Origin of the sequence: Paenibacillus sp. FSL A5-0031, from assembly GCF_001956295.1 — a bacterium.
Classification (GTDB): Bacteria; Bacillota; Bacilli; order Paenibacillales; family Paenibacillaceae; genus Pristimantibacillus.
The window spans coordinates 300933-327286 of record NZ_MRTD01000006.1; the positions used below are offsets into that span (position 1 = coordinate 300933).

The window sequence follows — 26354 nt, forward strand, 5'->3', positions numbered from 1 at the left end:
CCCCTCTCAATTAGGTCTTTTGTTGCTTGCATCCTCATTATAAGTCAGCTTCTTCTCTCTACACGATGGTCGCTGTTACGGTTAAGGTGTGCGCTGTTATGATTTCGACATATGGTTCGACATATAAAAACTGCTCGCGCAGCAGCACGAGCAGAAATGTTATTTTTTTAAATCTGATAGATTATAGCCAAAGTACTTTTTAAACATTTTGCTAAAATGCTCCGGCGACTCATAACCAATCTCATCCGCAATCTCGTATCTCCGCATATCAGTCGTAAGCAGCAGCCTTCTTCCCGCTTCCATTCTCTGCTTCGTCAAGTAGTCCCATATCGTAATATTAAGCACCTTTTTAAATAAATAGCTCAAATAATTGGGACTTAGATGAACAGCGTCAGCAATATCTTGCAGCTTCATTCCTTTTTTACTAAAATGTTTGTCTATGTAGCCTCTCGCTTCCTGAATATCCCCATTATGATCCTCAGTAGATTTTTTGTCTGACATATCCTCGGCCAAAAACACATGATGATCAGGATGAACCTCTGTCATTTTTAACGCGGATATCGCTTCCTTATAAAGCTCTGCCCAACTGAAAAGCCCTTCCTTAATCGTACTAATCCCAATCGTGCATTGGACATTTAAATATTCCAGCAAATGCGCATGAAGCTGTTGTCCGATCGTCGTCAGCAAGCTGCTTCGCATCGAATGGTCCAGCTCCTTCGCTGAAAGCTGCAGCACGACAGTCAGAGCTCCATTCGGTGAATAAAACAATAACTTATCCCAGCTGCTGATCGTTTCCTCTACCACGTTGTAGCAGGCATACTTAAGCAAATTCCGATCACGCAAGGACTGAATGTCTTTATCCGTTTTACCAGCGTTTTTCAAATGCAGCTGGATCGTAAATAAACTGAAGTAGGGGCCATCCATCTTTAATCCTAATGATTGAAATAAAGCTTCAACCTCCGACTCGCCAAGCCCTTCCGTAATTAATTCGTTAAGCAGCATATGCTGCTTTGGATTCGTTTCCTCCAAATAAAACTTGCGATTGAACGCAGCATCGGATGCCGTACGAAGCTCACTTTCTTTATGTCTTAGCAAACCTCCAACTATTTGAATAAGCTGCTTCGGCATGACTGGCTTCACGATATACTCTTTGGCGCCGAACTTCATTGCTTTTTGTGCATAAGCAAATTCTCCATGCGCTGAAAGCACGATAATCGGGACCGCACTATTTTCTACAAATATCGTTTCCATAAGCTCAATGCCGTTCATATGCTCCATCTGAATATCTGTAATGATCAAATCTATTTTTTCCAGTCGAAAATAATCCAAAGCTTCAAAGCCATTGCCAGCCGTAAACAGCTCGCCGATTTGAATATCCGACTGCCTTAATATTGAGCTGATCCCTTTACAAATCATTGGTTCATCATCAACAATCAGTATATTATACATGCTCTTCCTCCCTCATGAGGTCATCTATGGTATGTGAGATTGGTATCGTAAGCTGAGCCCGAAGCCCGCCTTCCGCACGCAAAGCATATTCCAAACCGAATAACTCGCCAAAATGCAATTGGATTCGTTTATTGACGTTTCGAATGCCGTATCCCGCATCCGGATTTCGGCCTTCCAAAATATCATAAATGTGCGCAACATCCTTCAAGCGATATCCGTTGTCTTCTATTGCAATGACGATGTAATCCAGCTCCAGCTTGATCGTTATCCATAGCTCGCCATCACTATCCATTCGCTTGATACCATGTACGATTGCATTTTCGATAAGCGGCTGCAGTACAACCTTCGGAATTAGACAGCTCTTCGCTTCCTCTTGAATGATCCAATTGACATTAAAATTATAGTCATAACGTTTTAGCTGCAGCCTTACATAAGCCTCTGCATGCTGCAGTTCTTCTTCAATCGTAATTAATGATTTGCCGCGGCTAAGACCAATTCGCATAACAAGAGACAGATCACGAACCATTTCCGCTGACTCGTCCGTTCCCTCAAGCGTCATCCGCCAATAAATTGACTCCAGCGTATTGTACAGCAGATGCGGATTGATTTGTGAGTGAAGGATCGACAGCTCCGCTTCCTTTTGCTTCAGCTCAAGCACATATTTATCGTTGATCGTTTCATTTAATCGCTCTGTCATATCCATAAAATTGTTGTTTAAAATTTCGATTTCATCTTTAGTACGCTGCGGATACTGTGTTAATCCTAGCGGTTTGCCTGGCTCATAAGAGCGTGTATGTCTAGCGAGTCTAGAAATTGGACGAACAATGGAACGAATAAAGTAAACGCCTAATAGGAGCAAGAGCAGGAAATAACCCATCATTGAATAATAAACGAGCTGCTCGATAACCTCATGATCACCAATAATGGATTGCAGCGGTGTTTTGTAGAGCAGCTTTGTTTTGCTTTCATCGCTTTGATGAATGGCATACAGCCACTTCTTGCCATCAACCTCCAGCGTATAATATCCACTCGGCGAACTCGATACATAGTCCGGCAAAGGGAGGATCTTTCCAATGGAGTAGTTGCTTGTTGTTGAGATGATCGTATTATCTTCATTTAAAATCAACAACTCGCCGTCCTTCGCCACATTATCAGGATCAAGATCACTTGCCAGCACACGTTCAAGTCCCGACGCGATCAAGTAACCCGCTTCTGGTGAGCGCCCATTCGTTATGCTGTTCATTTGTTTAACCATAACAAGCGTCTCCAGATCGGACGGATTATCTCCGAATTGATGCAGTACTTTCAGCACTCCCCTCCCCTGTGCACGATATGCCTCCTTATACCATGGAAGCGCATCCACATTAGTAGAGAAGTAGATGCCTCGCGTCTGAATATCCAAAGAAGGCACAAAAGAGTAAAGGCTTTCAGAATCCGGCATAAAAAAAGAATACGCTATTTTAGGAGATGTTTGTTTCAGCAGCATCTCATCCAGAGACGTGAATCGTCTAAAACGCTCGTAGGATGAAGACAACGGGATATTAAGCATTTCCTGAATTTCCTTGGTCATCATGATCGAATTCATGGTCTCTTCCATATGCATGATTGTTCGATCAATCGTTACGTGACTCGATTCCACCCACTTCACCAGCGTCGAACCCACTTGCCGCTCCGTAATTTCTGCGACATTGCGCGAGACAACCCAATCCATAAAAATAACAGGTATAACGACGAGTACAATAAACAACGCGATGAACCGCTGGAGCATCGTGAGATTAGTAAAGGATTCTCGCATCTATTATGCAGCCTCTCTCCATTGAATACTTCTTAAATCTTAATTGTAGCCGATAATACGCCCGCTTCCATGTTCAATATTATGTTTATTGTAATCGATATTCAGATCTTTTTTCGACATCTTTTTTCATAACATAATAAAATGGCCAACTTAATCGCAAAAAAAAGAGACTGTCCTTTGAGTAGATCACTCTACTTAAAGGACAGTCTCTAATGTAATGCTTTAAATTTAGCCTTCGAGAAGAAGTGCTTCTGGATCTTCTAGAAGCGCTTTGACGGTTACGAGGAAGCGAACAGCTTCGCTGCCATCTACGATACGGTGATCGTAAGACAATGCAAGATACATCATCGGACGGTTTTCCATACGAACGTCATCGATTGCTACAGGACGAATTTGAATTTTGTGCATGCCGAGAATACCAACTTGCGGTGCATTAAGAATTGGCGTGGACAGCAAGGAGCCAAATACGCCGCCATTCGTAATAGTGAAGCTTCCGCCTTGCAAATCAGAAATGGCAAGTGTGTTTGATCTTGCTTTGCCAGCAAGCTCAACGATATTTTTCTCGATTTCAGCGAAGCTTAGACGGTCCGCGTCACGAACGACCGGAACGACAAGACCTTCTTTTGCAGATACTGCAATGCCGATATCATAGAATTTTTTCGTAACAATATCTTCGCCGTCAATTTCAGCATTAAGCAGCGGGAATGCTTTAAGCGCACCAACTACAGCTTTCGTAAAGAATGACATAAAACCTAGGTTTACATCATTTTTCTCGAAGAAAGCTTGCTTGCGGCGTTTGCGCAAATCAAGAATCGCAGTCATATCCACTTCATTGAAAGTCGTCAGCATCGCTGCTGTGCGTTGTGCTTCAACTAGGCGGTTAGCAATCGTAACCCGGCGACGAGACATCCGTTTGCGTTCAGTCGGCTTCACATCTTTGCCTGCGTTAGCAGGTTCTGATTGTGTTAGCGGAGCAGATTTAACCGGAGTGGCAACCGCTGGTGCAGGTGCAGCAGCAGGAGCTTGTCCTTGCGCTGATAGATCAATGCCTTGCTCACGAGCACGTTTACGAGCAGCTGGCGATGCATTAATCGTTGCTGCACTTTCATTTGCAGAAGAGGCAACAGGCGCCGCTGGAGCAGCAGCTGGTGCCGCTACTGCGGCAGGAGCAGCAACAGGAGCTGACTCAGCTGCCGGAGCAGCAGGTGCGGCTGCGCCGCCCGCTGCTTCTCCAATCGAACCGATCGCTTCGCCTACAAGTACAACTTCTCCGTCTTGTTTAGCGATGCGAGATACAACACCGCTATTGTCAGCGCTAATTTCTATGTTAACCTTATCGGTTTCAAGCTCTAGTAGGACATCTCCCTGATTGACGGAGTCGCCTTCCTTCACGAACCATTTGGTAATTGTGCCCTCAGAAATGGACTCGCCTAGTTCCGGTACAATAATTTCAGCCATTAGTCACTACCCCCTAATCAAACTTGTTTCAACTGGTTTGCCGTTCAATGCTGTCGAAATAATCCATTTTTGTTCTGCGGCATGTACTTCTTGGTGTCCGCTTGCAGTACTTGAACGATCAGGTCTGCCAACGTAGCGAACAGCTGCCTTCTTAGGCGCTAACGCGCGAAGACGCGGTTCCATGAAGCTCCATGACCCCATGTTTTGCGGTTCTTCTTGTACCCATACGATTTCTTCAAGCTTGTCGAATTGCTTCACAATACGTTCAATTTCTGCATGAGGGAACGGATACAGCTGCTCTACTCTTGCAACGCGCAGCCATTCGTAATCTTCAGCATTTGTCGATGCAAGCGCCTCTTCAATATCGATAGCTACTTTACCTGTGCAAAGAAGCAAACGTTTTACTTTATCCTTCTGTTCCTTCGGCTCTGTCAGCTTGAATTGCGGAAGCACCGGCTTGAATGAGCCTTCGCTGAATGCAACACCATGCGACGCAACACGAGGGTTACGGATCAAGCTCTTAGGCGCCATTAGAACGAGCGGACGAACATGCTCCGTGCCAAGCGACGCTGCTTGCTTGCGCAGCAAGTGGAAATATTGAGCGGACGTTGAAAGGTTCGCAACGGTCCAGTTGTTATCAGCTGAAAGCTGAAGGAAACGTTCAAGTCTAGCGCTTGAATGCTCTGGTCCTTGGCCTTCATAGCCATGCGGCAGCAAAATCGTAATGCCTGATTTTTGCGACCATTTCGCACGGCCAGCTGAGATGAATTGGTCAAAAATAACTTGGGCAACGTTGGCAAAGTCACCATATTGCGCTTCCCAGATAACAAAGGTTTCAGGCGCAAAAACGTTGTAGCCATATTCAAAGCCGAGTACTGCCGTTTCCGACAATGGGCTGTTATGAACGGCAAAGGATGCTTTCGCTTGCGGCAAAATGTGCAGCGGCGAGAACTTAGCTGCCGTCGCATTATCATTAAGCATGATGTGACGATGTGCAAACGTTCCGCGCTCCGAATCCTGACCGCTTAGACGAATAGGTGTACCGTCTGCAAGAATCGTTGCGAATGCAAGCGTCTCGGCATGTGCCCAGTCAACCTTTTCCCCATCGTTCAAAGCTGAAGCTCTGCGCTGCAAAATACGTTGAAGCTTCGTATATTCGGTGAAGCCTTCTGGACGGTTAAGCAGCTCCAGGTTGATTTCACGAAGCGTTTCAAGCGGAACTGCAGTGCGTACTTCCTCGCCGGTAGGCAGCGTTGTTTTGTTTTGCTCACCGCGAAGCTTCGGCTCGCCTTCCTTCGCTTTCATTGCATCATAGGCTGCTTGCAGCTTGCCGTTCGTACGTTGACGCAATTCTTCAACCTGCGCTTCCGTAATCGCCTTCTCACCCTTCAACTGCTCGCTGTAAAGCACGCTAACGGTCGGATGATTGCGAACCTTTGCATACATCAGCGGTTGTGTTACTTCTGGATCGTCCATTTCATTATGACCGAAACGACGGTAACCAATCAAATCAATAACAAAACCTTTATTGTAGCGGAGACGGTATTCACAAGCGAGGCGTACTGCTGCCAAGCAAGCTTCCGGCTCATCCGCATTTACGTGTACGATAGGAATGTCGAAACCTTTCGCAAGATCACTTGCGTAATGCGTCGAGCGTGAATCTATGCTGTTCGTCGTAAAGCCAAGGCGATTATTCGCGATAATATGAATCGTACCGCCATTGTGATAACCTTGCAGCTTGTTGAAATTGAGCGTTTCCGCAACAATTCCTTCTCCAATGAAAGCCGCGTCGCCGTGAACGGCAATCGTCACTGCTTTCGCTGGATCTTGTGTAGGCATTCCCCGCTTGCTGCGATCTTCTTGAGCAGCGCGTGTGAAGCCTTCAACTACTGGATTAACAAATTCCAAGTGGCTCGGGTTGTTCGCAAGGGTAAGATTCGCACGAATCGTTTCGCCTTCCTTTACAGCTCTGTCAGCACCTAGATGATATTTTACGTCGCCGGTCCAGCCGTAATTAAGGCCCATTGATCCTTCAGACGGAATAAGCTCTTTATTCGGAGCATGGTGAAACTCAGAAAATATTTTCTCATAAGGCTTGCCAAGTACATGCGTCAGTACGTTGAGACGACCGCGATGCGCCATGCCCATAAGAATATGGTGTGCTCCATCGTGCGCAACGGAGCGGACGATTTCATCAAGCACTGGCACGAGCATGTCTACGCCCTCGATAGAGAAACGTTTTTGTCCAACGAATGTGCGGTGCAGGAAGTTCTCGAAATACTCAACTTCCATTAGACGCTCAAGCAGCGCTGAACGTTCTCTTGCTGACAGCGGTGCTGGGAAACTTCCCGACTCCGCCTGTTTGTTAAGCCAATTGCGTTCACTCTCATCATGAATATGTGTAAATTCATACGCCGCTGAACGGGTATAAATCTCTCTCAAGCGGTTGATTGCTTCCCAGCCATTCGAGATTGATGCTGGCGCATTATCCCAAATAAGCGATGCTGGAATAGAAGTTAAATCCGCTTGCGTAAGTCCGAAAGTTTCTGGCTCAAGCAGCTTTGTATCAGCAGCAGGGCTGAAGCCGAGCGGATCAATATCTGCAGCTAAATGGCCGTATCTGCGAATGTTCAGCATTAGCTGATGCGCAGCGACAACCTTTTTCAACATATTTGAATCAATCGGACCAGGTGCTGCTGCATGTGATGCAGCCTTTTGCTCGCTTGGCTTAGCCGTAATGCTCGGAGCTTCTCCTTGTAGTGTAGCCGGAGGTTCCCCGAAACGTACAAATAGCTCACGAACTGTAGACTCCACGGAGTCTGGATCAGTTAAGAACCGCTCGTATTGCTCCTGCACATACCCAAGGTTGGGGCCATAGTAGCTTTGCCAAGGCGAATAATTTCGCTCATCATGGTTGCTCATTGCAGAAAATTCCACCCTCTCTATTCATTGCCATCCTATTATTTTCTAAGGCGATGCTCGCCATACATGCTCGCCAACTTGCACTTGCCTAAATCGTTTTCAATAATAATCAAGCAAACACTAATCCCTTAACATATAAAGGGAAAAGTAAGAAAAATGAACATGTGTCAGGGACACCGTTTTATAGCTCATATATATTCTAGTACATAGTACGCTCTCCATCCATAACCATATTGGCATCGATATCATCCATTTGAAGCATTGATTGTCTCTTTTGGACAACTAATTGAGCATTAATTCTTATCTTGCTGCTCGATTGCATCAATTGAAGGCTTTAGGCCGTTTTTCAGCGCTTCCTGTAAAAACAAAATCGATTCTCGGTTCTGGTATTCGCTTACCTCATGCCCTGAAAATGGATAATCATTTAGCTGCTTAAGCGATCGTATCCGATTGTATACGGCGTAGATTGTCTCTGGCATACATACGGTATCTTTCCAGCCAACCGACATCAACACAGGCGCCTTAATGCGTTCAGCCAAATTCAACAGGTCAAAATGAGCAAGCGTAGACAGCACTGCGTTAAGCCGCTCAGGATACCTTTTAATGTACTGAGCAATTTCCGTAAGCGAGCTCGTCGAATTCATTAGGCCAAAATCCATATGGCACATGTTCGGAATATCGGCAACGACCGCGCTTACCTTGGAGTTCAGCGCTGCAGCAAGCAATGACAATCCGCCTCCTTGGCTAGCGCCAACAACCGCAATCCGCGACTCATCCACCTCATCCTGTAGGGCAGCTGTATCCACCGCTCTAACGGCATCCATTGTAATCGCCTGGTAGTAGCTGCGCTCGGTATTCGTTATTCCCTGTGAAACCCAGCCTTTGACGAAACCTTCATCAGAGGTTAGCAAGTTGCCTGTTTCGCCACCTTGCCCTCTAGCATCAACTGCAAATACGGCATAACCCAGCAGCAGCCATGCAGCATAACGCTCTGGTAGTCCCTTGTCGCCTGTATAACCCTGATAAATAACGACACAAGGCAGCTTCGCACCGTTTAATCCTTGCTGAGGCACGATGTATAACCCGTGAATAGGCGTATCATCTCCGCCTTTATAAGTTAAACGCTCCGTTCTCACCGTCGTGATTGGCGTTTCAACCGTTTGTCTCTTCACATCAAGCGGCCTCTCTGCATAGCTGTTTAATACATTTTCCCAGTATTGATTTAACTCTTCAACATCCATCGTTACGGATGGCCGATAAGCTAATAAATCATTTTTCCTTCTATTTATTGCATGCATATAAGTATACCCCTATTCCACTATGTATTTTCGTTCCGACACACAAAGAAATTGTTCTTTGAGGCATAAATAAAATAAGCTATCTCAAGTTTAACTCATTGAGCCAAACCAAAAATAGCCTTTTTTTGAAAATGAATTGTTCATTATATACCATAAGATATTAACAGTTAGCAGATACATGTTTTTTTCTTAACGCCTGCTTTGCCCAAAGAAACTGTTTTTTGGATATAATCACTAGCTAACGGGACCTTGCACGCTGTATTTCCGACATCTACATGCACCTTGCCGATGAATGCTGCAACGGCCTCTGCTTCTTCACGCAGCTCCGAGACATAAATACCGACAATCATAACGAAGGTGTTCATCGTATAACGAACACGATTTTTCTCCGTATGAATAGTTTCCTTTATTCTGTTTAACAAAAAGCGTATCTCATCAAAATTCAGCTGCTCGTCCGGTGTAATAGAAATGTAATTCGCATAAGTGCTCCAGCCGCACGTGGACACCATCTCTTCCGAGGAGTCTATCCATTCTACTGCCAGCTCATGGGCAAAAGGGCTTTCCGCTGCGACACCTGCTACCGTATATTCTGCTGCCATGTACCAATAAGCTTGTTTGACCCATTGCTGCAGCGTCTCTTTAGCAATGGTTTTTGGATTAACTGAAAGTCCCGCCAAATACATCGCATCGCTATTACTGGACGCAAACAGCTTTAGCGCTAGCTCTTCGTCTTTTTTCACATATTTAACAAGCTTCTTCAAATCACCGATTTTCACACCAAAGAGCGGCTCCATGGCTCCATGACGGATAAAGGTCATTTTCGTTTGCTCATTGCCAAGCCGCTCTAATTCCTTCATTATCTCTTCATAGGTCATATGTCAGCCCTCCATTTTAGTCCGCTTATTACTGCGCAAATAAAGGAGGTACGCCAGAAGCGGCGAACCTCCAAATCATCACATCTCAAAGCTTATTCTTGATGTACAATCAATTCAACTAAAGTTCTAACCATGACGCCGGTAGCTCCCTTGGGCTCCCAGCCTCTGCTCGAATCCAGCCATGCAGTTCCGGCAATATCGAGATGCACCCACGGCAATCCTTCGGCAAAATGTCCAATGAACAATCCGCCTGTAATCGTACCGCCATATCTTCCGCCGCTATTTTTCAAATCTGCTGCATCGCTTCTAATCTGCCGCTTATATTCCGGATAAGAAGGAAGCTGCCAGATTCGTTCGCCAGCTCTCTCTGACGCAAGCTGCACCTGTTTGTAGAGCTCTTCATTGTTTGTAATCGCGCCTGTTGCGTGCGTACCCAAGGCAACGGATACGGCACCAGTTAAAGTTGCCACATCTATCAGCTTCGTTGCTCCCCTTGTAATGGCGGTCGTAAGTCCGTCTGCCAGCACTAATCTGCCTTCAGCATCGGTATTCACAATCTCAACGGTATGGCCGCTCATCATGCGCAGCACATCTCCAGGTTTAATCGCTCGGTCCGAAGGCATATTCTCAGCTGTTGGAATGACTGCAATGACGTTGATTGCTGGTTTCAGCTCTCCAATGACGCGAATAGCACCCAGCACAGCAGCTGCGCCGCCCATGTCGGAAATCATATCCTGCATGCCTTCCGCTCTCTTCAAGGAAATACCGCCCGTATCAAATGTAATTCCTTTTCCGATTAGTCCCCATGCCTCTTCTGAATTTGGATTGCCTTTATAGTGAATAACGATCATACGCGGTGGATTTATGCTGCCTTGACCAACGCCTAATAGACCGCCCATCCGCTGCTCAGCCGCACTCCACTCATCAATGACTTCTATTTCCAAATCAAGCTCACGCGCTAATTCTTCTGCATGATACGCCAACCGTTCTGGCGTAAGGTCATTGCCAGGTAAATTCGTAAGATCTCTCGCCAAAATGACTCCTTCAACATACAACCGGCCTTTTGTTATCCCTTGCGACCACAACGCGGCTTCCTCTGCTGATGCAGCTGCTCCCTGTGGTACGAGTGCAACCTCTTTCAGTGAAAATCGCTCTGCTTTCTCCCGTTTTAACGGTTGCCGATCATGAAGCGCGAGCAGCAAGCCCTCAGTCAGCGCTTGTGCAGTAGACTCCGCTCCAAGGCTAGCAGCCGGCCCTTCAACAATTGAATCAGACAGTAGTACTTGTACATTTACCGCCTGTATTTTTTTCAACGCTTTGGCTGCAGCCGCTGCTGCAAGCCGCAGGCTCGTAGCTCCGCCATCCTGTTCAAGCCCAACAAACACGATATGAGACGCAGGATACAATCCAAGCGTCGGCATAATCTCCGTTTGCTCTGAATCCGCTTTAAACAACCCTTTAGCATAACGCCCTCTAAGCGCTTCATCGATTTGCGGCTGTACGATCGGGGTAGCTGCATCTGATTGCGTCAACTCTTTTTTACTGACAAAACGAATAACCGCATCTGCATTTGCTTGCTCTGTACCGCGAACCCCGTATGTAAAATGAATATTCATTATTATTTCCTCGCTCTCAATCGCTTTTTTCAAACTCATTATACCTAAGCATTCTCCTCTTTGCCATGTTTATAATTGCAAACTTGTCACTCAGCTAACATGATATGAAAAAGCAAAATACTCCCCGCCCACGATTGGGGGGAGAGCATCCGATTCAATTCAGCTAAGCCAATTCTTTTGTAGTTAGCATTAAGCTAATGGCAGTGTCAGAATAAATTCAGTCCCTACCCCTAATTGACTATCCACTCTAATCGTACCGTTATGATTGCGAACAATTCTGTAGCTTACCGATAAGCCTAACCCTGTACCCGACTGCTTCGTCGTAAAGAAGGGGTCAAACAATCTGCTCATCGTTGCTTTGTCCATGCCTTTTCCATTATCCTTAATAATAATTTCGGCAAATTGTCCATTTCCACGCGTAATAATATCAATAAGGCCTCTTCGCTCGCTCTGAACTTCTTCAATCGCATCGAGTGAATTTTTAATAATGTTCAAAATAACCTGCTTCACTTGTTTAACATCAATCGAGACGAGATGCTCTGAGCAATAACACTCCGCTTTAATTTCGCAATTCCGCATCAAAGCTTCACTTTCGGTCAGAAGTACAACCTCTTTTATTAAATGATCGATAGACACCAATTGTTTCATTGGTGCTGATGGCTTGGACGAATTTAGAAATTCATAAATGATATCATTTGCCCGGTCAATTTCCGTTAAAATAATACGAGCGTATTCCTCTTTGCCCACTTCCAGTAAATATGGCCGCAATAGCTGAATAAAGCCGCGAATACTTGTCAACGGATTACGAATTTCATGTGCAATTGCAGCAGCAATTTTCCCGAGCATGGCAAGCTTGTCGTTTTGCAATGCCGTCTGCTCAATTTGCTTATATTCAGAAACATCCTTAACGCTAATTAAAAAATCACCGTCTAACTGATCACCGTATGTAACCGTTACCAATAGATGTTTACCATCTTTGTGTTGGAACTCATAATACTTGCTATGCATGAGAAACATTTCTTTGTAGAGTCTAAGAACTGTTCGCTTCGTGCTGCTAGTAAGCCGCCGATGTCTTAATATTTCCTTTATCGTACAACCAATTAATGTTTTCCGAGGGATGTCGAGTAGCTTGGCCATTTGCACATTAATAAACGATAAAATTCCATCACTGTCAAACAAAGCAATTCCGCTGTCCATGTGCTGCAAAACATTCTCATACTTATTTTTGACTCGTTCAAAAGAGCGGTTGGATCTGAAAAGCATCTCTCGCATTTCAGTGAATTTTTGCTCTGTTGATCTCTCTGGCTGCAAACGAAATCGGCAAGCAACCATAATCTCCATTAAAAAAACAAAGGAACGATTATATAATCGCACAGCCTCCTCCGAGTCAACATTTGCAGCCAAAGACTGTATGCATTCCTCATGTACGGCAATAATTTCTTCAGGGTTTATTCCGTAAAGCTCCTTGCCAAGCTCGTTAGCATGGAATAATGATACTTCCTTACCACTCCGAATATACTCGGCAAGCGCCGGGAAATAGCGCTTTCGAATGGCCAACATCTTGTACTCCTCCCCGGCAACATCTATAAATAACGGTTACAGTTACTACTAATCATAGGGCGAGTTTACAATCGCTGTCAATCGGAAATCCTGTCGAATTATGCACCGTAAATAGGCAAAAAGTCTGCCCGAAAGTCATCTAGGACTTTAGCCTACTGCATTCATTTCCTGCTATTTGTTCATTTTTATATCGGAAGTCTAATCATTATTGTTGCTCCCCCGACCTTTATACCATCTATTCCAATCGTGCTTCCATTCCTTATTTTTCTTATCATCATATCGATTTTTCCAATTATGATTTTCTTGCTTGCCTTGAGGACTGTTTACGTTATTATTGCGATTATTGTTGCTATCATTATTTCTATCCTTGCGATCTCGATTTCGATCATTGTCATCATCATTATTATTTCGATCGTGATTATGATTGTTATTATTTTTGTCGTCATCTTTATTATCGTTTTTACCGCCGCTCGGCATTGTAGGCTGAACTGGCTTAGTTGGTTTCCCTGGCGTAATTACCGGCTTATTGCCCCATGTCCCGTTTTTATTGGGCTTATTAGTTGCGTTGCCTTTATTTACTCCGCTAACGACAGGCTTAGTTGGTTTTTCCACTTTTACAGGCTTGGTTGCAGTTGGAGTCGTAGTCGGTTTAATCGGTTTCGGTTTCGTCTTTGTTTCTTCCTTTTGCTGCTTAACCTTATCCTCTTTTTCCAGTGCTACCAGCTTCTTGAGCTTTTCTTTGCTCGTATCTCCCGCATTGCTAACAATCGTCTTCACTCCGCCGATAGACGCTGTTGCCTGATCGATGGATTGCTTTTTCAATTGCTCCAATTCGATACTGTAGCCTTCATCCTTTGCCATTAAATATACGGCCATCTTGCCTGAAGAAATACCATTTATAGCTGCTTCCTCACGCACCTCATTAGGCAGCGACAACGTTGTAATTGTAGCACTTGCTGCTTCTGCCTCAAGCTGCGTGAGCAGCATTTTCAGTTTCTCATCGACTTTTCCCGTCAAAATATTCTCAAAATCGCCTTTACTCGCAAAATTGTCGTCTAATAAAACACTCGTAATAAAAATATCTTTGTTTGGCGTATCCAGATAATGTGAGCCTTTAGCCCTCTTCAAAATAGAAGCAGCAACCTCTTCCACATGAATACCTGCGTATTTGAGCCCTTTAATAATGACTTCTCCATCTTCATTAAGTGCGCGAAGCTCACGTACTTTCTCGTTTTCATCGACGCCCAGCTCTACGCTTGGATTAATATCCATGCTCACGTAAGCAACTATGGATTGTGAATCTCTTTGCATGAAAAATAAAAGTGGAACAAACAGAATCAAAATAAGAGCGGCAGCACTCCCATACCAATAAATCGGCCTCTGGATGACGCGCTTCTTAAACTCTTCTTCGAATGTCACTTCTTCTCCGATTTGTGTAGTTCCCTGAATAGGGGCTTGCAAAAATTGACCGTCTGCCGTCATCACAACTGCATACTGCTTATGAATGCTCATAACGACTCCACGTTTCATTTGCTTGCCTCCTTATTCTCAATGATGCGCTCATCGGATATATGTAAATAATCATGCATGTAAGGGTATGCTCCAGAAATAATAAGTGCGATAGCAATAATATATTTCCGATTTCTTTCCACCGTTTTGCGGGAAACGCCGCACATTTCGGTCAGCTCTTTTACAGCCAGCTTATTCGTTTGCCTTAAAGAATCTAATAATTCCGTTTCACTTACGAGCGTTTGCGCGATACCAATCAACAGCTTTCTTGAATCGGTATGCTTGGGAGAATTGTCTACCAATTCTGCAAAGGAAATGCCAAATCGCAAAAGCTCTTGATTAAGCTCAGTAATCTCAAGCCTTCTCTCGTCCTCTGTGCGCTTCATTTCAAATGCAGTCATCGCTTGTCTTGTCTCGACTGAATTATATTGTGGCTGCTCCTCATCCTCTGAGTCGAACATGCTGTAAGGCACAACCTGAGAATGCCTCTGTTCTTTCCGGACATGGTCAATAAGCCGACGACGAATGACGGTTTCAGCAAATCCGAGAAATGATTTTCCAGCACTGCTGGAAAACTGATTGATGGCTTCGTTAAAAGCGAGCAGCGCTATGCTGAACTCATCATCTCGACTCGGATCGATATACCGTTTACAAAATCGACTTGTAACTTTCATTATATAAGGCTTATAGTCTGCTATGAACTGCTCACGCAGCAGCTCGTCACCTTCATGAATATGAGCAACCCATTGTTCTGGAGTGAGCTTCTGCTCATCCTCTGCTGCTTTGGCAGAAACAGACTTCCGCAGAAAGCGTTTGAACAAAACAAGTAACAACCGCTCCACCTCACTATTAGTATGATTCGTTTCTGTCTGCCCGGTTTCGGGGGGTACATTCTGAGAAAATCTTAATTTACATTTAAAAGCATCTTTAGTGCCCTTTATATCGCCAAAAAACCGTTGATTGAGAAACAAACGAATTTAATAAAATTACAAAATGATACATTTTTATATGATCAAAATAAAGAAAAGCCCCCGTGAAGGAGGCTCACCATTCATGTTTAAAAAACTAAACGGAAGTACGGCGTTGACGGAGCTTATTCCTTCTATTGTTAAGCATCCCTAGACGCTTCTTAAGAACAAGCTGCCATTCCGTATCCTCAATTTGCTTAGCAAAGCTTAGCAAATCAAGCGCCATATCGATTTGACTGTGGACAACATCCATTGGATCCTCATTCTCATGGTTAACGCAATTCTCAAGCAGCGCCTTGCCTTCTTGCTCTACGTACTCCTGAAAATCAACTTCAGCAGCACCGTCGCCATGTGCATATTCGGCTAGTATCTCATATTCATTTTCGATTAGATAATGAATATCTACACGGTGACAGACAGGACAAAACATAATGGGCACATTGTGAATATGCGTCCGAATATGCTTAAGTGTACCTTTTGTTCCAATCATACTAGCTCCACAGCAAAAACTCATTGACGACTCCTCCTTAGAGGTTTGCGCAGCAAACCTATCTTCGTAAGCATCAACTTAGGTTTGTGAAGACAAACCTATCTTCGTAAGCATCATCTTAGGCTTGCGTAAGCAAACCTATCTTCAAAACCATCATCTAAAGTTTGCGTTAACAAACCTATCATTTTTTATTATCTGTTGCTAAGTATACCATATTCGCTCTGCATGGACGAAATTCCTGCTTTCTCTCCACATTATCCGTATCGTTATGTAGACAAAAACAAAACCCGTACCATTAAATGGCACGGGTTTTGTTAATTCTGCTATTCGAAATATATTATTTCGATACCAAAGTTTGTTGACCTGGTTTCCAGTTGATTGGGCAAAGACCACCGGATTGCAAAGCTTGCAATACGCGAAGAGTTTCGTCTACGCTGCGGCCAACGTTGTTGTGGTTAACAACTTGATATTGTACTTCGCCTTCTGGATTGATGATGAATAGACCGCGAAGAGCGATACCTTCTTCTTCAATCAATACACCGTAGTCACGAGCTACGCTTTTCGTAATATCAGCAGCAAGAGGGAATTCTAGTTGACCTAGACCATTATCGTTAACCGGCGTGTTGATCCATGCACGGTGACTATGTTTGCTATCAATGCTGACACCAAGAATTTCAGTGTTCAAGCTTTTGAACTCAGCTGCAGCCATGCTTAGTGCAGTAATTTCAGTTGGACATACGAATGTGAAATCTAGTGGGTAGAAGAACAATACCAACCATTTTCCTTTATAATCTGCAAGTGATGCTGTACCGAAATCTTTACCGTCACCTGTTGCTGTTTCCATTGAAAAATCAGGGGCCTGACGGCCTACCAAACGCTCTGCCATAATAGAAAACCTCCTTGACCTATCCATAAATTTTATTGTTTATGCCACTTCGTCTGTGTGACTTACCTAGTAAATAGTATCACTAGTTTATAAACAAGTCAATATTATAATTAATATTTATTTATAATAATTATAATCTGGATACTATTTTCTTAGAGCAGCTACGATCAAATCGCCCATTTCTGTTGTGCCAATTGCTGTGCTCTTATCAACAGCAATATCACCTGTACGGTGGCCTGCATCAAGAACTTCTTTCACCGCTGCTTCAATTGCTGCAGCAGCCTCGTGGTAACCAAATGTAAGGCGGAACATAAGCGCTACGGAAAGGATTGTTGCAATTGGGTTGGAGATGCCTTGACCCGCGATGTCAGGTGCTGAGCCGTGTACCGGCTCATACAAGCCGAAGCTGCCTTCGCCAAGCGATGCAGATGAGAGCATTCCGATTGATCCAGTCAGCATTGCAGCTTCATCACTAAGAATGTCGCCGAACATATTTTCTGTAACGATGACATCAAAGCTCGAAGGACGGCGAAGCAATTGCATTGCACAGTTGTCAACAAGCACGTGCTCTAGCTCTACCTCTGGGTATTCAGGAGCGATCCGGTTTACTACTTCACGCCATAGGCGGGATGTTTCTAGTACGTTTGCTTTATCAACAGAAGCAAGACGTTTGCTGCGAGTCATAGCGATATCGAATGCTTGACGCACGATGCGCTCGATTTCTTGCACGTTGTATACGCATGTATCAACCGCTTCTTCGCCGCCAGCGCCTTCACGACGGAATTTCTCGCCAAAGTAAATACCGCCAGTCAATTCACGAACAACGATGAGATCTGTGCCTTCAAGCACTTCCGGCTTCAAAGTTGAAGCTTCTTTCAAGCAATCGAATACGGTAGCTGGACGAATGTTTGAGAAAAGGCCAAGTGCTTTGCGAATGCCGAGCAAGCCTGTTTCTGGACGAAGCTCCTTGGAGTTGTTGTCCCATTTTGGTCCGCCTACTGCGCCAAGCAATACCGCGTCTGCACCTTTGCAAAGGTCAAGTGTTTCTTGCGGCAATGGTGTGCCTTTCTCGTCAATTGCAATACCGCCGAACAAGCCGTGTTCTGTTTCGAATTTGTAGCCGTAAAGCTCTTCAGTTTTTTTGAGCACTTTAAGTGCTTCGCCAACTACCTCAGGGCCGATACCGTCGCCGGCAATAACTGCAATTTTTTTAACTTCTGACATAATAATGTAACACTCCTCGTTTTGAGTTAAACTTGTCCATTCAACGTTTTCAAAAATATAAGAATTTATAAGTTTGTTAGCTTATAAAGGGCTTATATTTCACCGTCAAAGCTACTTCAGCGTCCAAAGGACGCCAAAGGCGTTTTGCTTGGCGAATCCTGTTGAAAAATACAAGTCTACACATTCATTCTCATTCTATTATCATTTGTACCATAAAAACGAGTTGATTACCAAGATATAAAATCTATTTACTCTATAGGCTGTAACTATAGAGTCATTGATTATCCCTTTTTTGAAGCTATATCTATTAAAGAACAAAAAAAAACAGTCCGCCCAAAGGTTAAACTCTGGCGAACTGCTTTCTTTTTAGATTAGACTCATCTTATCGCGGCGACCTGGCGTCTTGCGCTTCTCGATCAGTCGGTTAAGCGCATCGATGTATGCTCGCGCGCTAGCTTCAAGAATGTCCGTGCTAAGTCCACGTCCTTGAGCAGAAACATCATCCTGCTTTAGTACAACATGAACCTCGCCTTGCGCATCCTTGCCTTGCGATACGGATTTGATCGAATAATCTTCAAGCTCCACGACTTCCTGTGTCACCTTGTCGATCGCGTTATAGATGGCGTCTACGGAACCGTTGCCGATTGCCGCTTCATCGATGACCTCACCCTCCGCTTTACGAATCCGAACGGATGCGCTTGGCGTAGATTGATTGCCATAACTTACTTGGATCATCTCTAATTTGAATACTTCCGGCGTATCAATGAGCTTCTCTTCAAGCAGAGCAAGAATATCCTCATCACTTACGGTTTTCTTGCGATCTGCCAAATCTTTAAATTTAGCAAAAGCAGCATTAACCGCTTCGTCCTCAAGCTCATAACCTAGGTCGATCAGCTTCTCACGAAACGCATGGCGTCCCGAATGCTTGCCAAGCACCAGCTTGGATTCCTTCAGTCCGATCGTATCCGGTGAAATGATTTCATACGTCGTTTTTTCTTTCAGCATGCCATCCTGATGAATACCAGATTCATGCGCGAATGCATTGGCACCAACAATTGCTTTGTTGCCTGGAACGACCATGCCCGTCAGCTTGCTGACAAGGCGGCTCGTCTTGGCAATTTCTTTCAGGTTCAGCGTCGTTTGAGCTCCGAAGTAGTCCGGGCGCGTAGCAAGCGCCATTGCAATCTCTTCGATCGCTGTGTTACCTGCGCGCTCCCCGATACCATTGATCGTACCCTCAACTTGATCTGCACCATTCAAGATCGCTGCCAGCGAATTTGCAGTCGCCATGCCGAGATCATTGTGACAATGTGCGCTCAACTGAATTTTTTCGATATTCGGCACATTTTCCTTCAACACCTTAAAGATGTTCCCGAATTCTTGCGGATTCATATAACCGACCGTGTCCGGAATGTTTACGACCGTTGCTCCCGCTTTAATGGCCATCTCAACGACCTGACACAGAAAGTCCAGCTCTGTACGTCCAGCATCCTCTGCTGAGAATTCAACTTTGTCAAAATATTGCTTTGCATACCGAATGGCACGCTCTGCCGTTTCAAGTACCTGCTCCTTCTCCATCCGCAGCTTGTGCTTGCGGTGAATTGGACTTGTAGCAAGAAATACGTGAATGCACGGATCCTGTGCGCCGATAAGCGCTTCACGAACAGCATCGATATCCTGCTCACGCGAGCGTGAGAGTCCGATAACTGTAGCATTTTTAACTGCTCGCGCTACCGCATTAACTGCAGCAAGGTCCCCCGGAGACGCAGCAGGGAAGCCAGCTTCCATGCGGTCCACTCCCAGCCTTTCAAGCTGAAGGGCAATCTCTACCTTTTCCTTCGTGTTCAGGTTAACCCCAGGAGATTGCTCTCCGTCACGAAGCGTTGTATCGAAAACATATATTTTCCGCATTTGTGCAATGCACCTCCGTGAACAAAATGATCCCGGTGCGCTCGGACCACATGGCGATACAACGTGCTCATCGTCAAACGATCCGGCGAACCGGGATATTTTCCTACATTCTATCTTTTATTACTTCTTGATCCAGTGCATCAATTCACGAAGCTGTGCGCCTGTTTTTTCAATCGGGTGAGCAGCTTCATTACGGCGAGTAGCTGTAAGCATTGCACGGTTCGATTGGTTTTCCAAGATGAAGTCACGAGCAAAACGACCGGATTGGATGTCTTCCAATACACGTTTCATTTCTTTTTTCGTTTCTTCAGTAACAATGCGAGGACCAGTTACATAATCGCCGTATTCAGCTGTGTTGGAGATAGAATCGCGCATGGACGCCATTCCGCCTTCATACATCATATCAACGATCAATTTAAGCTCGTGCAAGCACTCGAAGTAAGCCATTTCTGGAGCGTAGCCAGCTTCAACAAGCGTTTCAAAACCAGCTTTAACTAGTGCAGTAGCACCACCGCAAAGAACGGCTTGCTCACCGAACAAATCTGTTTCTGTTTCTTCTTTGAAAGAAGTTTCGATAACGCCTGCACGAGTACAGCCGATACCTTTAGCATATGCAAGACCGATAGCTTTAGCATTGCCAGTAGCATCTTGCTCAATAGCAATTAGTCCAGGAACGCCAAAGCCTTCTTGGTACGTACGGCGAACCATGTGACCAGGAGATTTTGGAGCTACCAAGAATACATCTGTATCTTTGTTTGGAACGATTTGTCCGTAGTGAATGTTGAAGCCGTGGGAGAACATAAGAGCCGCGCCTTTTTTCAAGTTAGGAGCGATTTCATCATTGTACACTTTCGCTTGTGTTTCATCAGGAAGCAAAATTTGAACAACGTCAGCCACTTTAGTTGCTTCAGCAACTGTAAGTACTTCGAAACCATCTTTTTTAGCAACGTCTGCGGATTTACCAGGACGAAGACCAATAACAACTTTCAAGCCGCTGTCGCGAAGATTTTGTGCTTGAGCGTGGCCTTGGCTGCCGTAACCGATAACTGCAATTGTTTTACCTTGTAGTACGCCTTGATCAGCGTCTTTTTCATAGTACATTGTAACTGCCATATTAATAATTGCCTCCTTTAGTTTAACCCTTTTGAGCGGGTGTTTAAGCAGAGAATGACCCTTAAGCAGCGGTTCTCCCCTTAAACTCCCGCTCAAAGCGGGATGTTGAATGATGAACTCTTATTACTTGGAATTGCCTCTGTTTAATGCTGTTACTCCTGTGCGCGACAGTTCACGAATGCCATACGGTTTAAGCAATTCAACCATAGCATCGATTTTTTCAGTGTCCCCTACTACTTGTACCATAAGCGAATGAGTGCCAATGTCCACAACCGCTGCGCGGAAAGTTTCAACAACACCTAAAATTTCCGGACGAGATGCTGGCTCTGCATTCACTTTAATGAGTGCAAGCTCGCGGCCAACCATCGGATTTGAGCTAAGATCAATGACCTTAATAACGTCAATCAGCTTATAAAGCTGCTTCGTTACTTGCTCGAGCGTATGATCATCACCAGAAGTGACGATGACCATACGCGACAAGCCTGCTTCTTCACTGGAACCAACCGTTATGCTTTCAATGTTGAAGCCGCGGCGTCCGAACAAACCAGATACGCGCTGTAGAACGCCGGGCTGATCGTTAACGATTACTGCGATCGTGTGTTTTTTCATTCCGCATCCCCCATGATCATTTCGTCGATGGTGCTTCCTTGCGCTACCATTGGGTACACGTTCTCTTCTTTGCGAACGACGAACTCAACAACAGCTGGACCAGGATGGCGTAATGCTTCTTCCCATGCGGCACGCGCTTCTTCTTTGTTCGTTGCGCGGAAGCCTTTAACTCCGTAAGCTTCTGACAGCTTAACAAAGTCTGGGCTGCCTGAGAGATCAATATGACTGTAGCGGTTGTCATAGATAAGCTCCTGCCACTGTCTTACCATACCAAGCACCTGATTATTGATAATTACTACCTTAACCGGAATGTTGTTAATTGCGCAAATCGCAAGCTCTTGCGCACACATTTGCATCCCGCCGTCACCATTAATGGAAACGACTACGCGATCCGGATTCGCCATTTGAGCGCCGATAGCAGAAGGGAATCCGAAGCCCATTGTACCTAGCCCTCCGGAAGTAACCCATGAACGAGGCTTGTTGAATTTGTAATACTGTGCAGCCCACATTTGATGTTGACCAACGTCAGTTGTTACAATCGCATCGCCATTCGTTGTCTCATGGATCAGCTCAACAACCCACTGCGGCTTAAGCTCAACGTCAGAATCCGTATAGCTGAATGGATATTCCGCACATGAAGCTTTGAGCTTCGCACGCCAATCATCCGCTTTGTCTGCACGTTTCGCAAGCTTATTCACAATCTCAAGAACAGTCTTTACATCACCGACAATCGGGATGTCTGTTGGTACGTTTTTGCCGATTTCCGCTGGATCGATATCGATGTGTACGATTTTCGCCAGTGGAGCAAAGCCCGCAAGCTTGCCGGTTACGCGGTCATCGAAGCGAGCGCCAATATTAATTAGCAAGTCTGCGCTTTGAATCGATTTATTAGCCGTATATGTGCCATGCATGCCTGGCATGCCTAGGAATAAATCATTGCCGCTTGGGAAAGCTCCCAAACCAAGCAATGTTGTTGTAATTGGTATTTGCGTTTTAGTAACGAATTCGAACAGCTCTTCATGTCCGCCAGAGTAAACGACTCCGCCGCCTGCTAGTATTAACGGGCGCTCCGCTTGTTCAATCGCCTTAATCAGCTTATCCACTTGATTTTTGTTAGGCGTAACTGTCGGGTTGTAACCACGGATGTTAACTTCTGTTACTGGCTTGAACAATGTCTTAGCCGCTGAGATGTCCTTCGGAATATCGATCAATACTGGACCTTTGCGCCCCGTGTTGGCAATATGGAATGCTTCGTGAATAATACGAGGCAAATCCTCAACGTCGCGAACCAAGTAGCTGTGTTTAGTGATTGGCATTGTGATACCCGTAATGTCTGCCTCTTGGAATGCATCGCTGCCAATCAGACTGGAGATGACATTACCGGTAATAACAACTAGTGGTACGGAATCCATATATGCAGTTGCAATTCCCGTCACGAGGTTTGTTGCACCAGGACCTGATGTAGCGATACATACGCCTACTTTGCCGCTTGCGCGGGCATAACCGTCTGCCGCGTGAATCGCGCCTTGCTCATGCCGTGTTAATAAATGATTGAAATCGGGGTTTCCGTGCATCGCGTCATAAATGTACAACACTGCTCCACCTGGATAGCCGAACACACAATCTACACCCTCAAGCAATAGACTTCTTAGCAAAATTTCCGAACCAGAAATAACCTCAGGTTTCGAAATTCTTTCCTTCATTTCCTCTTTTGACTTCAGTGTTGCACCTTGCGTTATCATCAGTCATCCTCCTCTCAGAAAAAACAAAAAAACCTCTCGTTCCTCATGCTTCAATACGAAGCAACGAGGGACGAAAGGTATATCTTCCGTGGTACCACCCAAATTCGTTACACATCTCCCGATGTATAACCTCTACAAGTAAGAACGTCATGCATATACGTTCTACCAATGGCACTGTAACGCTTGCCCTGCGATTCCCCCTAATAGGCAACACATGGTTGCTTTTCAAGGAAACAGCTCCGAGGTGAGCTCGTAGAAAAGGGATTTTGGCGATGGTTGCAGCTAATCCATCCGCTCTCTGTTCAAAAGGGCCCTAAGCACTTCGTCCTCATCAATGCTGATTTTGTATTTACCACATGGTACGAATACCAGTACGTGGTAGATAAGACTTTCCTTATTATATGCCGTGAATCTCAGTTCGTCAAGAACCATAAACAACTCTTGTTGTAAAATGTATTCGGCGCAATCCTTTAGCGCGCTACATATACTAGTTTAGCCCTAATGCGGCAAATTCATGCTGCGTCCCAGATCCATTTGGCGCGGTAGAAATGGAATGATGAGCATGATTCGTATTTATGAGCCAAGGTATGACCAAGCCGAAGTGGTTCGCCTCATTCGCAATGAGCTTATTCCCTTATCCCATACGGTACATCAGCATGATGCGCAAACGATTCGAGAGCTCCCTAAGCGTTTCCGTCGCGGCGTTACTTTTGTAGCATCCTTATCTAAAAAAAGCCCTCCAGTCTCCTTCATCCATTTTGAAGTGATGGGTGAGGTGCTTTATTTAGATATGATGGTCACGCATCCTGATCACCGGAATAGACAATGGGGCAGAAAATTAATAGCTCATAGCGAAGCTTACGGCAAAACGCAGAATTGCAAAGTTGCCAGGCTGTTTGTCGATCAGGTTAATGGTAAAGCACATCAACTCTATAGTAAGCTTGGTTACTATACCGTCCAATACTATCCTGAGCTGCGCTGCTACGAATTACTTAAACCGCTCACCCCGCTATGATTACTTAATTGCCATTAAAAACCGTTGTAGCCCTGGTTTCCATAACCGCCATAGCCAGCATTGCCGTTATAACCAGCATTGCCGCCATAACCTCCATAGTTGCCATTGCCGTATTGGTTAAAGTTGTTGTTGCAGCAGTTGCCGCCACCGTAGCCACCGCCAAAACCACCACCAAAGCCGCCACCCCATAAAGGAAGCGTGCCGATGGCAAGAAGGTCAAACAATACGAGAGGCAAAATTGCTTTCGTCTGCACGAGCTTGCCTTTGTCTTTTTCAAGTGGAGCGACGATCAGTTTATTTTGGTGTACCCGAACGAGCTTGCCAGTGACGACAGAGCCGTCAGGACGTACTGCATAAATGGATTTGCCGACCAGTTTCCGTACTTGCTGCTTGGAAACGTTACGCATGCGAAATCCCTCCCTTCCCGTTGTCCTACAGCATATTCGCGGAGGGTGGCATCCGTCTGTTTATTTGTCCTCTGCTCCTATAAATGTGCGCATGTCGGTTCATTTTCGCAAAAAAAAACGCAAAAAAGGCTGTCCAAAAATCATCGATTAGATGACTTGGACAGCCCTTATATGCGGTCAACGCCTAAGCGTTAATTTTTTCTTTTGCAATGCCAGCAAGCGAGTTGAACGAAGTCATATCGTTAACTGCAAGGTCAGCAAGGATTTTGCGGTTTACTTCTACGCCCGCAAGTTTCAAGCCGTGCATGAATTTGTTGTACGAAAGTCCGTTAATACGAGCTGCCGCGTTAATACGAACGATCCACAGTCTGCGGATGTCACGTTTTTTGTTGCGACGGTCACGGTAAGCGTACATTAGGGACTTACCAACTTGCTCCTTCGCTGTTTTAAACAGACGATGTTTCGAACCGAAATAACCTTTAGCTAGCTTTAGAATTCTTTTGCGACGACGAGTGCGGACAAAACCGCCTTTAACTCTTGCCATGAGTGGAAACCTCCTGTAGGTTGAATTAGCTTATTTGGTGTAGCTTATTATTACAAGTTAGCAAGGCCTTGTTTCAAACGACGAACATCGCCAGCAGCCATAAGCGGTTGACCAGCAAGTACGCGTTTTTGACGACCGGATTTGTGTGAAAGCAAGTGGTTACGGTAAGCTTTGTAACGTTTTACTTTACCAGTTCCAGTAATTTTAAAGCGGTCTTTCAGACTGCTGTGAGTTTTCATCTTAGGCATATCAGTTATCCTCCTTAAAGTTCTTCATCAGTTGTTAGCTGTTGGTTTTGGGTGCCAAAATCATAATCATGCTCCGGCCTTCCAGCTTAGGAGCGCGCTCAACGCTGCATAATTCGGCAACCTCTTTTGAAAGACGATCCAAAATCTTTTGGCCTAGAGATGCATGAGCAATCTCACGACCGCGGAATCTTACGGATGCTTTCACTTTATCGCCTTCATTGAGAAACTTAACAACGTTACGAAACTTCGTTTGGTAGTCATTTTCATCAATGTTAGCACGGAACCAAACTTCTTTAAGATCAACGATCTTTTGGTTTTTGCGTGCTTCTTTTTCTTTCTTCTGCTGCTCATAACGGAATTTTCCGTAGTCCATGATGCGGCATACCGGCGGTTTAGCCGTCGGTGCGACGTTCACCAGGTCCAAATTCAGCTCGATAGCAAGCTGCATAGCATCGCGAATGGATTTAATACCGATTTGCTCGCCTTCAGCGCCTACTAAACGCACTTCTCTGGCCCGGATTTCATCATTGATTTGATGTTCTCTGCTAATAACGTGCCACCTCCAAAAATGGTTTGTTCATGTCTCCACGCAATAAAAAAATGCGGGTTCGCTCGAACCCGCATCTCATAACCGTACATGTATGTCAGAGCATCACTTCAGTTGAAATGATGGAATGACTAATCGATTATCGCGAACCAGCCAGCCTGAGCCGAA

The 26354-nt window shown here is 45.0% G+C and carries 22 protein-coding genes and 1 other annotated feature (1 of these 23 only partly in view); of the genes, 1 reads left to right on the forward strand and 21 read right to left on the reverse strand.

Annotated features, from left to right (window positions below; genetic code table 11):
* Positions 1-159 precede the first annotated feature (159 nt).
* The 17 genes from BK120_RS13380 to ilvB all read right to left on the reverse strand — a co-directional run bounded on the left by BK120_RS13380 (position 160) and on the right by ilvB (position 23425).
* The gene (locus BK120_RS13380; RefSeq protein ID WP_076267995.1) at positions 160-1449 is read right to left on the reverse strand and encodes a response regulator; all 1290 of its coding nucleotides are present in this window, start codon (positions 1447-1449) and stop codon (positions 160-162) included.
* Complete coding sequence (locus BK120_RS13385; RefSeq protein WP_076267996.1) at positions 1442-3244, reverse strand: sensor histidine kinase; 1803 nt, start codon at positions 3242-3244, stop codon at positions 1442-1444. The genes BK120_RS13380 and BK120_RS13385 overlap by 8 nt, the downstream gene beginning before the upstream one ends.
* A gap of 228 nt (positions 3245-3472) precedes the next feature.
* Positions 3473-4702 carry a 2-oxoglutarate dehydrogenase complex dihydrolipoyllysine-residue succinyltransferase gene (gene odhB, locus BK120_RS13390; RefSeq protein WP_076267997.1) on the reverse strand — a complete coding sequence of 410 codons (1230 nt, stop codon included), beginning with the start codon at positions 4700-4702 and terminating at the stop codon, positions 3473-3475.
* 6 nt (positions 4703-4708) lie between these two features.
* Positions 4709-7624, reverse strand: a complete 2916-nt coding sequence (locus tag BK120_RS13395; protein ID WP_076267998.1) for a 2-oxoglutarate dehydrogenase E1 component — start codon at positions 7622-7624, stop codon at positions 4709-4711.
* Positions 7625-7917: 293 nt separating this feature from the next.
* Positions 7918-8922, reverse strand: coding sequence for an acetylxylan esterase (locus tag BK120_RS13400; protein WP_076267999.1), 1005 nt, complete (start codon positions 8920-8922; stop codon positions 7918-7920).
* A gap of 167 nt (positions 8923-9089) precedes the next feature.
* Positions 9090-9797, reverse strand: a complete 708-nt coding sequence (locus BK120_RS13405) for a DNA alkylation repair protein (RefSeq protein WP_076268000.1) — start codon at positions 9795-9797, stop codon at positions 9090-9092.
* A gap of 92 nt (positions 9798-9889) precedes the next feature.
* The gene (locus BK120_RS13410; RefSeq protein ID WP_256710884.1) at positions 9890-11452 is read right to left on the reverse strand and encodes a leucyl aminopeptidase; all 1563 of its coding nucleotides are present in this window, start codon (positions 11450-11452) and stop codon (positions 9890-9892) included.
* A 150-nt stretch (positions 11453-11602) separates the two neighbouring features.
* A complete protein-coding gene (locus BK120_RS13415; RefSeq protein ID WP_076268001.1) occupies positions 11603-12973 on the reverse strand; it encodes an ATP-binding protein in 1371 nt (456 codons plus the stop codon).
* A gap of 198 nt (positions 12974-13171) precedes the next feature.
* Positions 13172-14503 carry an anti-sigma factor domain-containing protein gene (locus BK120_RS13420; RefSeq protein WP_076268002.1) on the reverse strand — a complete coding sequence of 444 codons (1332 nt, stop codon included), beginning with the start codon at positions 14501-14503 and terminating at the stop codon, positions 13172-13174.
* Positions 14500-15315, reverse strand: a complete 816-nt coding sequence (gene sigI, locus BK120_RS13425; RefSeq protein WP_076268003.1) for an RNA polymerase sigma factor SigI — start codon at positions 15313-15315, stop codon at positions 14500-14502. Before sigI ends, BK120_RS13420 begins: the two co-directional genes overlap by 4 nt.
* A 232-nt stretch (positions 15316-15547) precedes the next feature.
* Positions 15548-15964, reverse strand: coding sequence for a hypothetical protein (locus BK120_RS13430; RefSeq protein WP_076268004.1), 417 nt, complete (start codon positions 15962-15964; stop codon positions 15548-15550).
* Positions 15965-16277: 313 nt separating this feature from the next.
* Positions 16278-16826: a peroxiredoxin gene (locus BK120_RS13435; RefSeq protein ID WP_076268005.1), complete on the reverse strand. Its 549-nt coding sequence runs from the start codon at positions 16824-16826 to the stop codon at positions 16278-16280.
* Positions 16827-16970: 144 nt separating this feature from the next.
* Positions 16971-18050, reverse strand: coding sequence for a 3-isopropylmalate dehydrogenase (leuB, locus tag BK120_RS13440; protein ID WP_076268006.1), 1080 nt, complete (start codon positions 18048-18050; stop codon positions 16971-16973).
* Between the two features lie 366 nt (positions 18051-18416).
* On the reverse strand, positions 18417-19961 hold the full coding sequence (locus BK120_RS13445) for a 2-isopropylmalate synthase (protein WP_076268007.1): 1545 nt from the start codon (positions 19959-19961) through the stop codon (positions 18417-18419).
* A gap of 120 nt (positions 19962-20081) precedes the next feature.
* Positions 20082-21074 carry a ketol-acid reductoisomerase gene (gene ilvC / locus BK120_RS13450; protein WP_076268008.1) on the reverse strand — a complete coding sequence of 331 codons (993 nt, stop codon included), beginning with the start codon at positions 21072-21074 and terminating at the stop codon, positions 20082-20084.
* Between the two features lie 123 nt (positions 21075-21197).
* Complete coding sequence (gene ilvN, locus BK120_RS13455) at positions 21198-21683, reverse strand: acetolactate synthase small subunit (RefSeq protein WP_076268009.1); 486 nt, start codon at positions 21681-21683, stop codon at positions 21198-21200.
* Positions 21680-23425, reverse strand: a complete 1746-nt coding sequence (ilvB, locus tag BK120_RS13460; RefSeq protein WP_076268010.1) for a biosynthetic-type acetolactate synthase large subunit — start codon at positions 23423-23425, stop codon at positions 21680-21682. The genes ilvN and ilvB overlap by 4 nt, the downstream gene beginning before the upstream one ends.
* A 514-nt stretch (positions 23426-23939) precedes the next feature.
* On the opposite strand from ilvB, the gene BK120_RS13465 reads away from it, so the two are divergent.
* Positions 23940-24440 (forward strand): GNAT family N-acetyltransferase, encoded by a 501-nt coding sequence (locus tag BK120_RS13465; protein ID WP_083681944.1) that lies wholly within the window; start codon positions 23940-23942, stop codon positions 24438-24440.
* A 14-nt stretch (positions 24441-24454) separates the two neighbouring features.
* Here the strand turns inward: BK120_RS13465 and BK120_RS13470 are convergent, their stop codons facing one another.
* The 4 genes from BK120_RS13470 to infC all read right to left on the reverse strand — a co-directional run bounded on the left by BK120_RS13470 (position 24455) and on the right by infC (position 26171).
* Positions 24455-24847, reverse strand: coding sequence for a hypothetical protein (locus tag BK120_RS13470; RefSeq protein WP_076268011.1), 393 nt, complete (start codon positions 24845-24847; stop codon positions 24455-24457).
* A 184-nt stretch (positions 24848-25031) separates the two neighbouring features.
* Positions 25032-25391, reverse strand: a complete 360-nt coding sequence (rplT, locus tag BK120_RS13475; protein ID WP_054028358.1) for a 50S ribosomal protein L20 — start codon at positions 25389-25391, stop codon at positions 25032-25034.
* Positions 25392-25441: 50 nt separating this feature from the next.
* Entirely contained in the window at positions 25442-25639 is a 198-nt protein-coding gene (gene rpmI / locus BK120_RS13480; protein WP_076268012.1) for a 50S ribosomal protein L35, read from the reverse strand.
* 34 nt (positions 25640-25673) lie between these two features.
* Positions 25674-26171, reverse strand: coding sequence for a translation initiation factor IF-3 (gene infC, locus BK120_RS13485; RefSeq protein WP_144376751.1), 498 nt, complete (start codon positions 26169-26171; stop codon positions 25674-25676).
* 56 nt (positions 26172-26227) lie between these two features.
* Positions 26228-26354, reverse strand: a sequence feature (ribosomal protein L20 leader region) (it continues 31 nt past the right edge of the window).

Excerpts from the sequence above, each read along its gene's own strand:
- BK120_RS13380 (WP_076267995.1), bottom strand. The coding sequence starts at position 1,449 with ATGTATAATATACTGATTGTTGATGATGAACCAATGATTTGTAAAGGG.
- BK120_RS13385 (WP_076267996.1), bottom strand. The coding sequence starts at position 3,244 with ATGCGAGAATCCTTTACTAATCTCACGATGCTCCAGCGGTTCATCGCG.
- odhB (WP_076267997.1), bottom strand. The coding sequence starts at position 4,702 with ATGGCTGAAATTATTGTACCGGAACTAGGCGAGTCCATTTCTGAGGGC.
- BK120_RS13395 (WP_076267998.1), bottom strand. The coding sequence starts at position 7,624 with ATGAGCAACCATGATGAGCGAAATTATTCGCCTTGGCAAAGCTACTAT.
- BK120_RS13400 (WP_076267999.1), bottom strand. The coding sequence starts at position 8,922 with ATGCATGCAATAAATAGAAGGAAAAATGATTTATTAGCTTATCGGCCA.
- BK120_RS13405 (WP_076268000.1), bottom strand. The coding sequence starts at position 9,797 with ATGACCTATGAAGAGATAATGAAGGAATTAGAGCGGCTTGGCAATGAG.
- BK120_RS13410 (WP_256710884.1), bottom strand. The coding sequence starts at position 11,452 with ATGAGTTTGAAAAAAGCGATTGAGAGCGAGGAAATAATAATGAATATT.
- BK120_RS13415 (WP_076268001.1), bottom strand. The coding sequence starts at position 12,973 with ATGTTGGCCATTCGAAAGCGCTATTTCCCGGCGCTTGCCGAGTATATT.
- BK120_RS13420 (WP_076268002.1), bottom strand. The coding sequence starts at position 14,503 with ATGAAACGTGGAGTCGTTATGAGCATTCATAAGCAGTATGCAGTTGTG.
- BK120_RS13430 (WP_076268004.1), bottom strand. The coding sequence starts at position 15,964 with ATGAGTTTTTGCTGTGGAGCTAGTATGATTGGAACAAAAGGTACACTT.
- BK120_RS13435 (WP_076268005.1), bottom strand. The coding sequence starts at position 16,826 with ATGGCAGAGCGTTTGGTAGGCCGTCAGGCCCCTGATTTTTCAATGGAA.
- leuB (WP_076268006.1), bottom strand. The coding sequence starts at position 18,050 with ATGTCAGAAGTTAAAAAAATTGCAGTTATTGCCGGCGACGGTATCGGC.
- BK120_RS13445 (WP_076268007.1), bottom strand. The coding sequence starts at position 19,961 with ATGCGGAAAATATATGTTTTCGATACAACGCTTCGTGACGGAGAGCAA.
- ilvC (WP_076268008.1), bottom strand. The coding sequence starts at position 21,074 with ATGGCAGTTACAATGTACTATGAAAAAGACGCTGATCAAGGCGTACTA.
- ilvN (WP_076268009.1), bottom strand. The coding sequence starts at position 21,683 with ATGAAAAAACACACGATCGCAGTAATCGTTAACGATCAGCCCGGCGTT.
- ilvB (WP_076268010.1), bottom strand. The coding sequence starts at position 23,425 with ATGATAACGCAAGGTGCAACACTGAAGTCAAAAGAGGAAATGAAGGAA.
- BK120_RS13465 (WP_083681944.1), top strand. The coding sequence starts at position 23,940 with ATGCTGCGTCCCAGATCCATTTGGCGCGGTAGAAATGGAATGATGAGC.
- BK120_RS13470 (WP_076268011.1), bottom strand. The coding sequence starts at position 24,847 with ATGCGTAACGTTTCCAAGCAGCAAGTACGGAAACTGGTCGGCAAATCC.
- rplT (WP_054028358.1), bottom strand. The coding sequence starts at position 25,391 with ATGGCAAGAGTTAAAGGCGGTTTTGTCCGCACTCGTCGTCGCAAAAGA.
- rpmI (WP_076268012.1), bottom strand. The coding sequence starts at position 25,639 with ATGCCTAAGATGAAAACTCACAGCAGTCTGAAAGACCGCTTTAAAATT.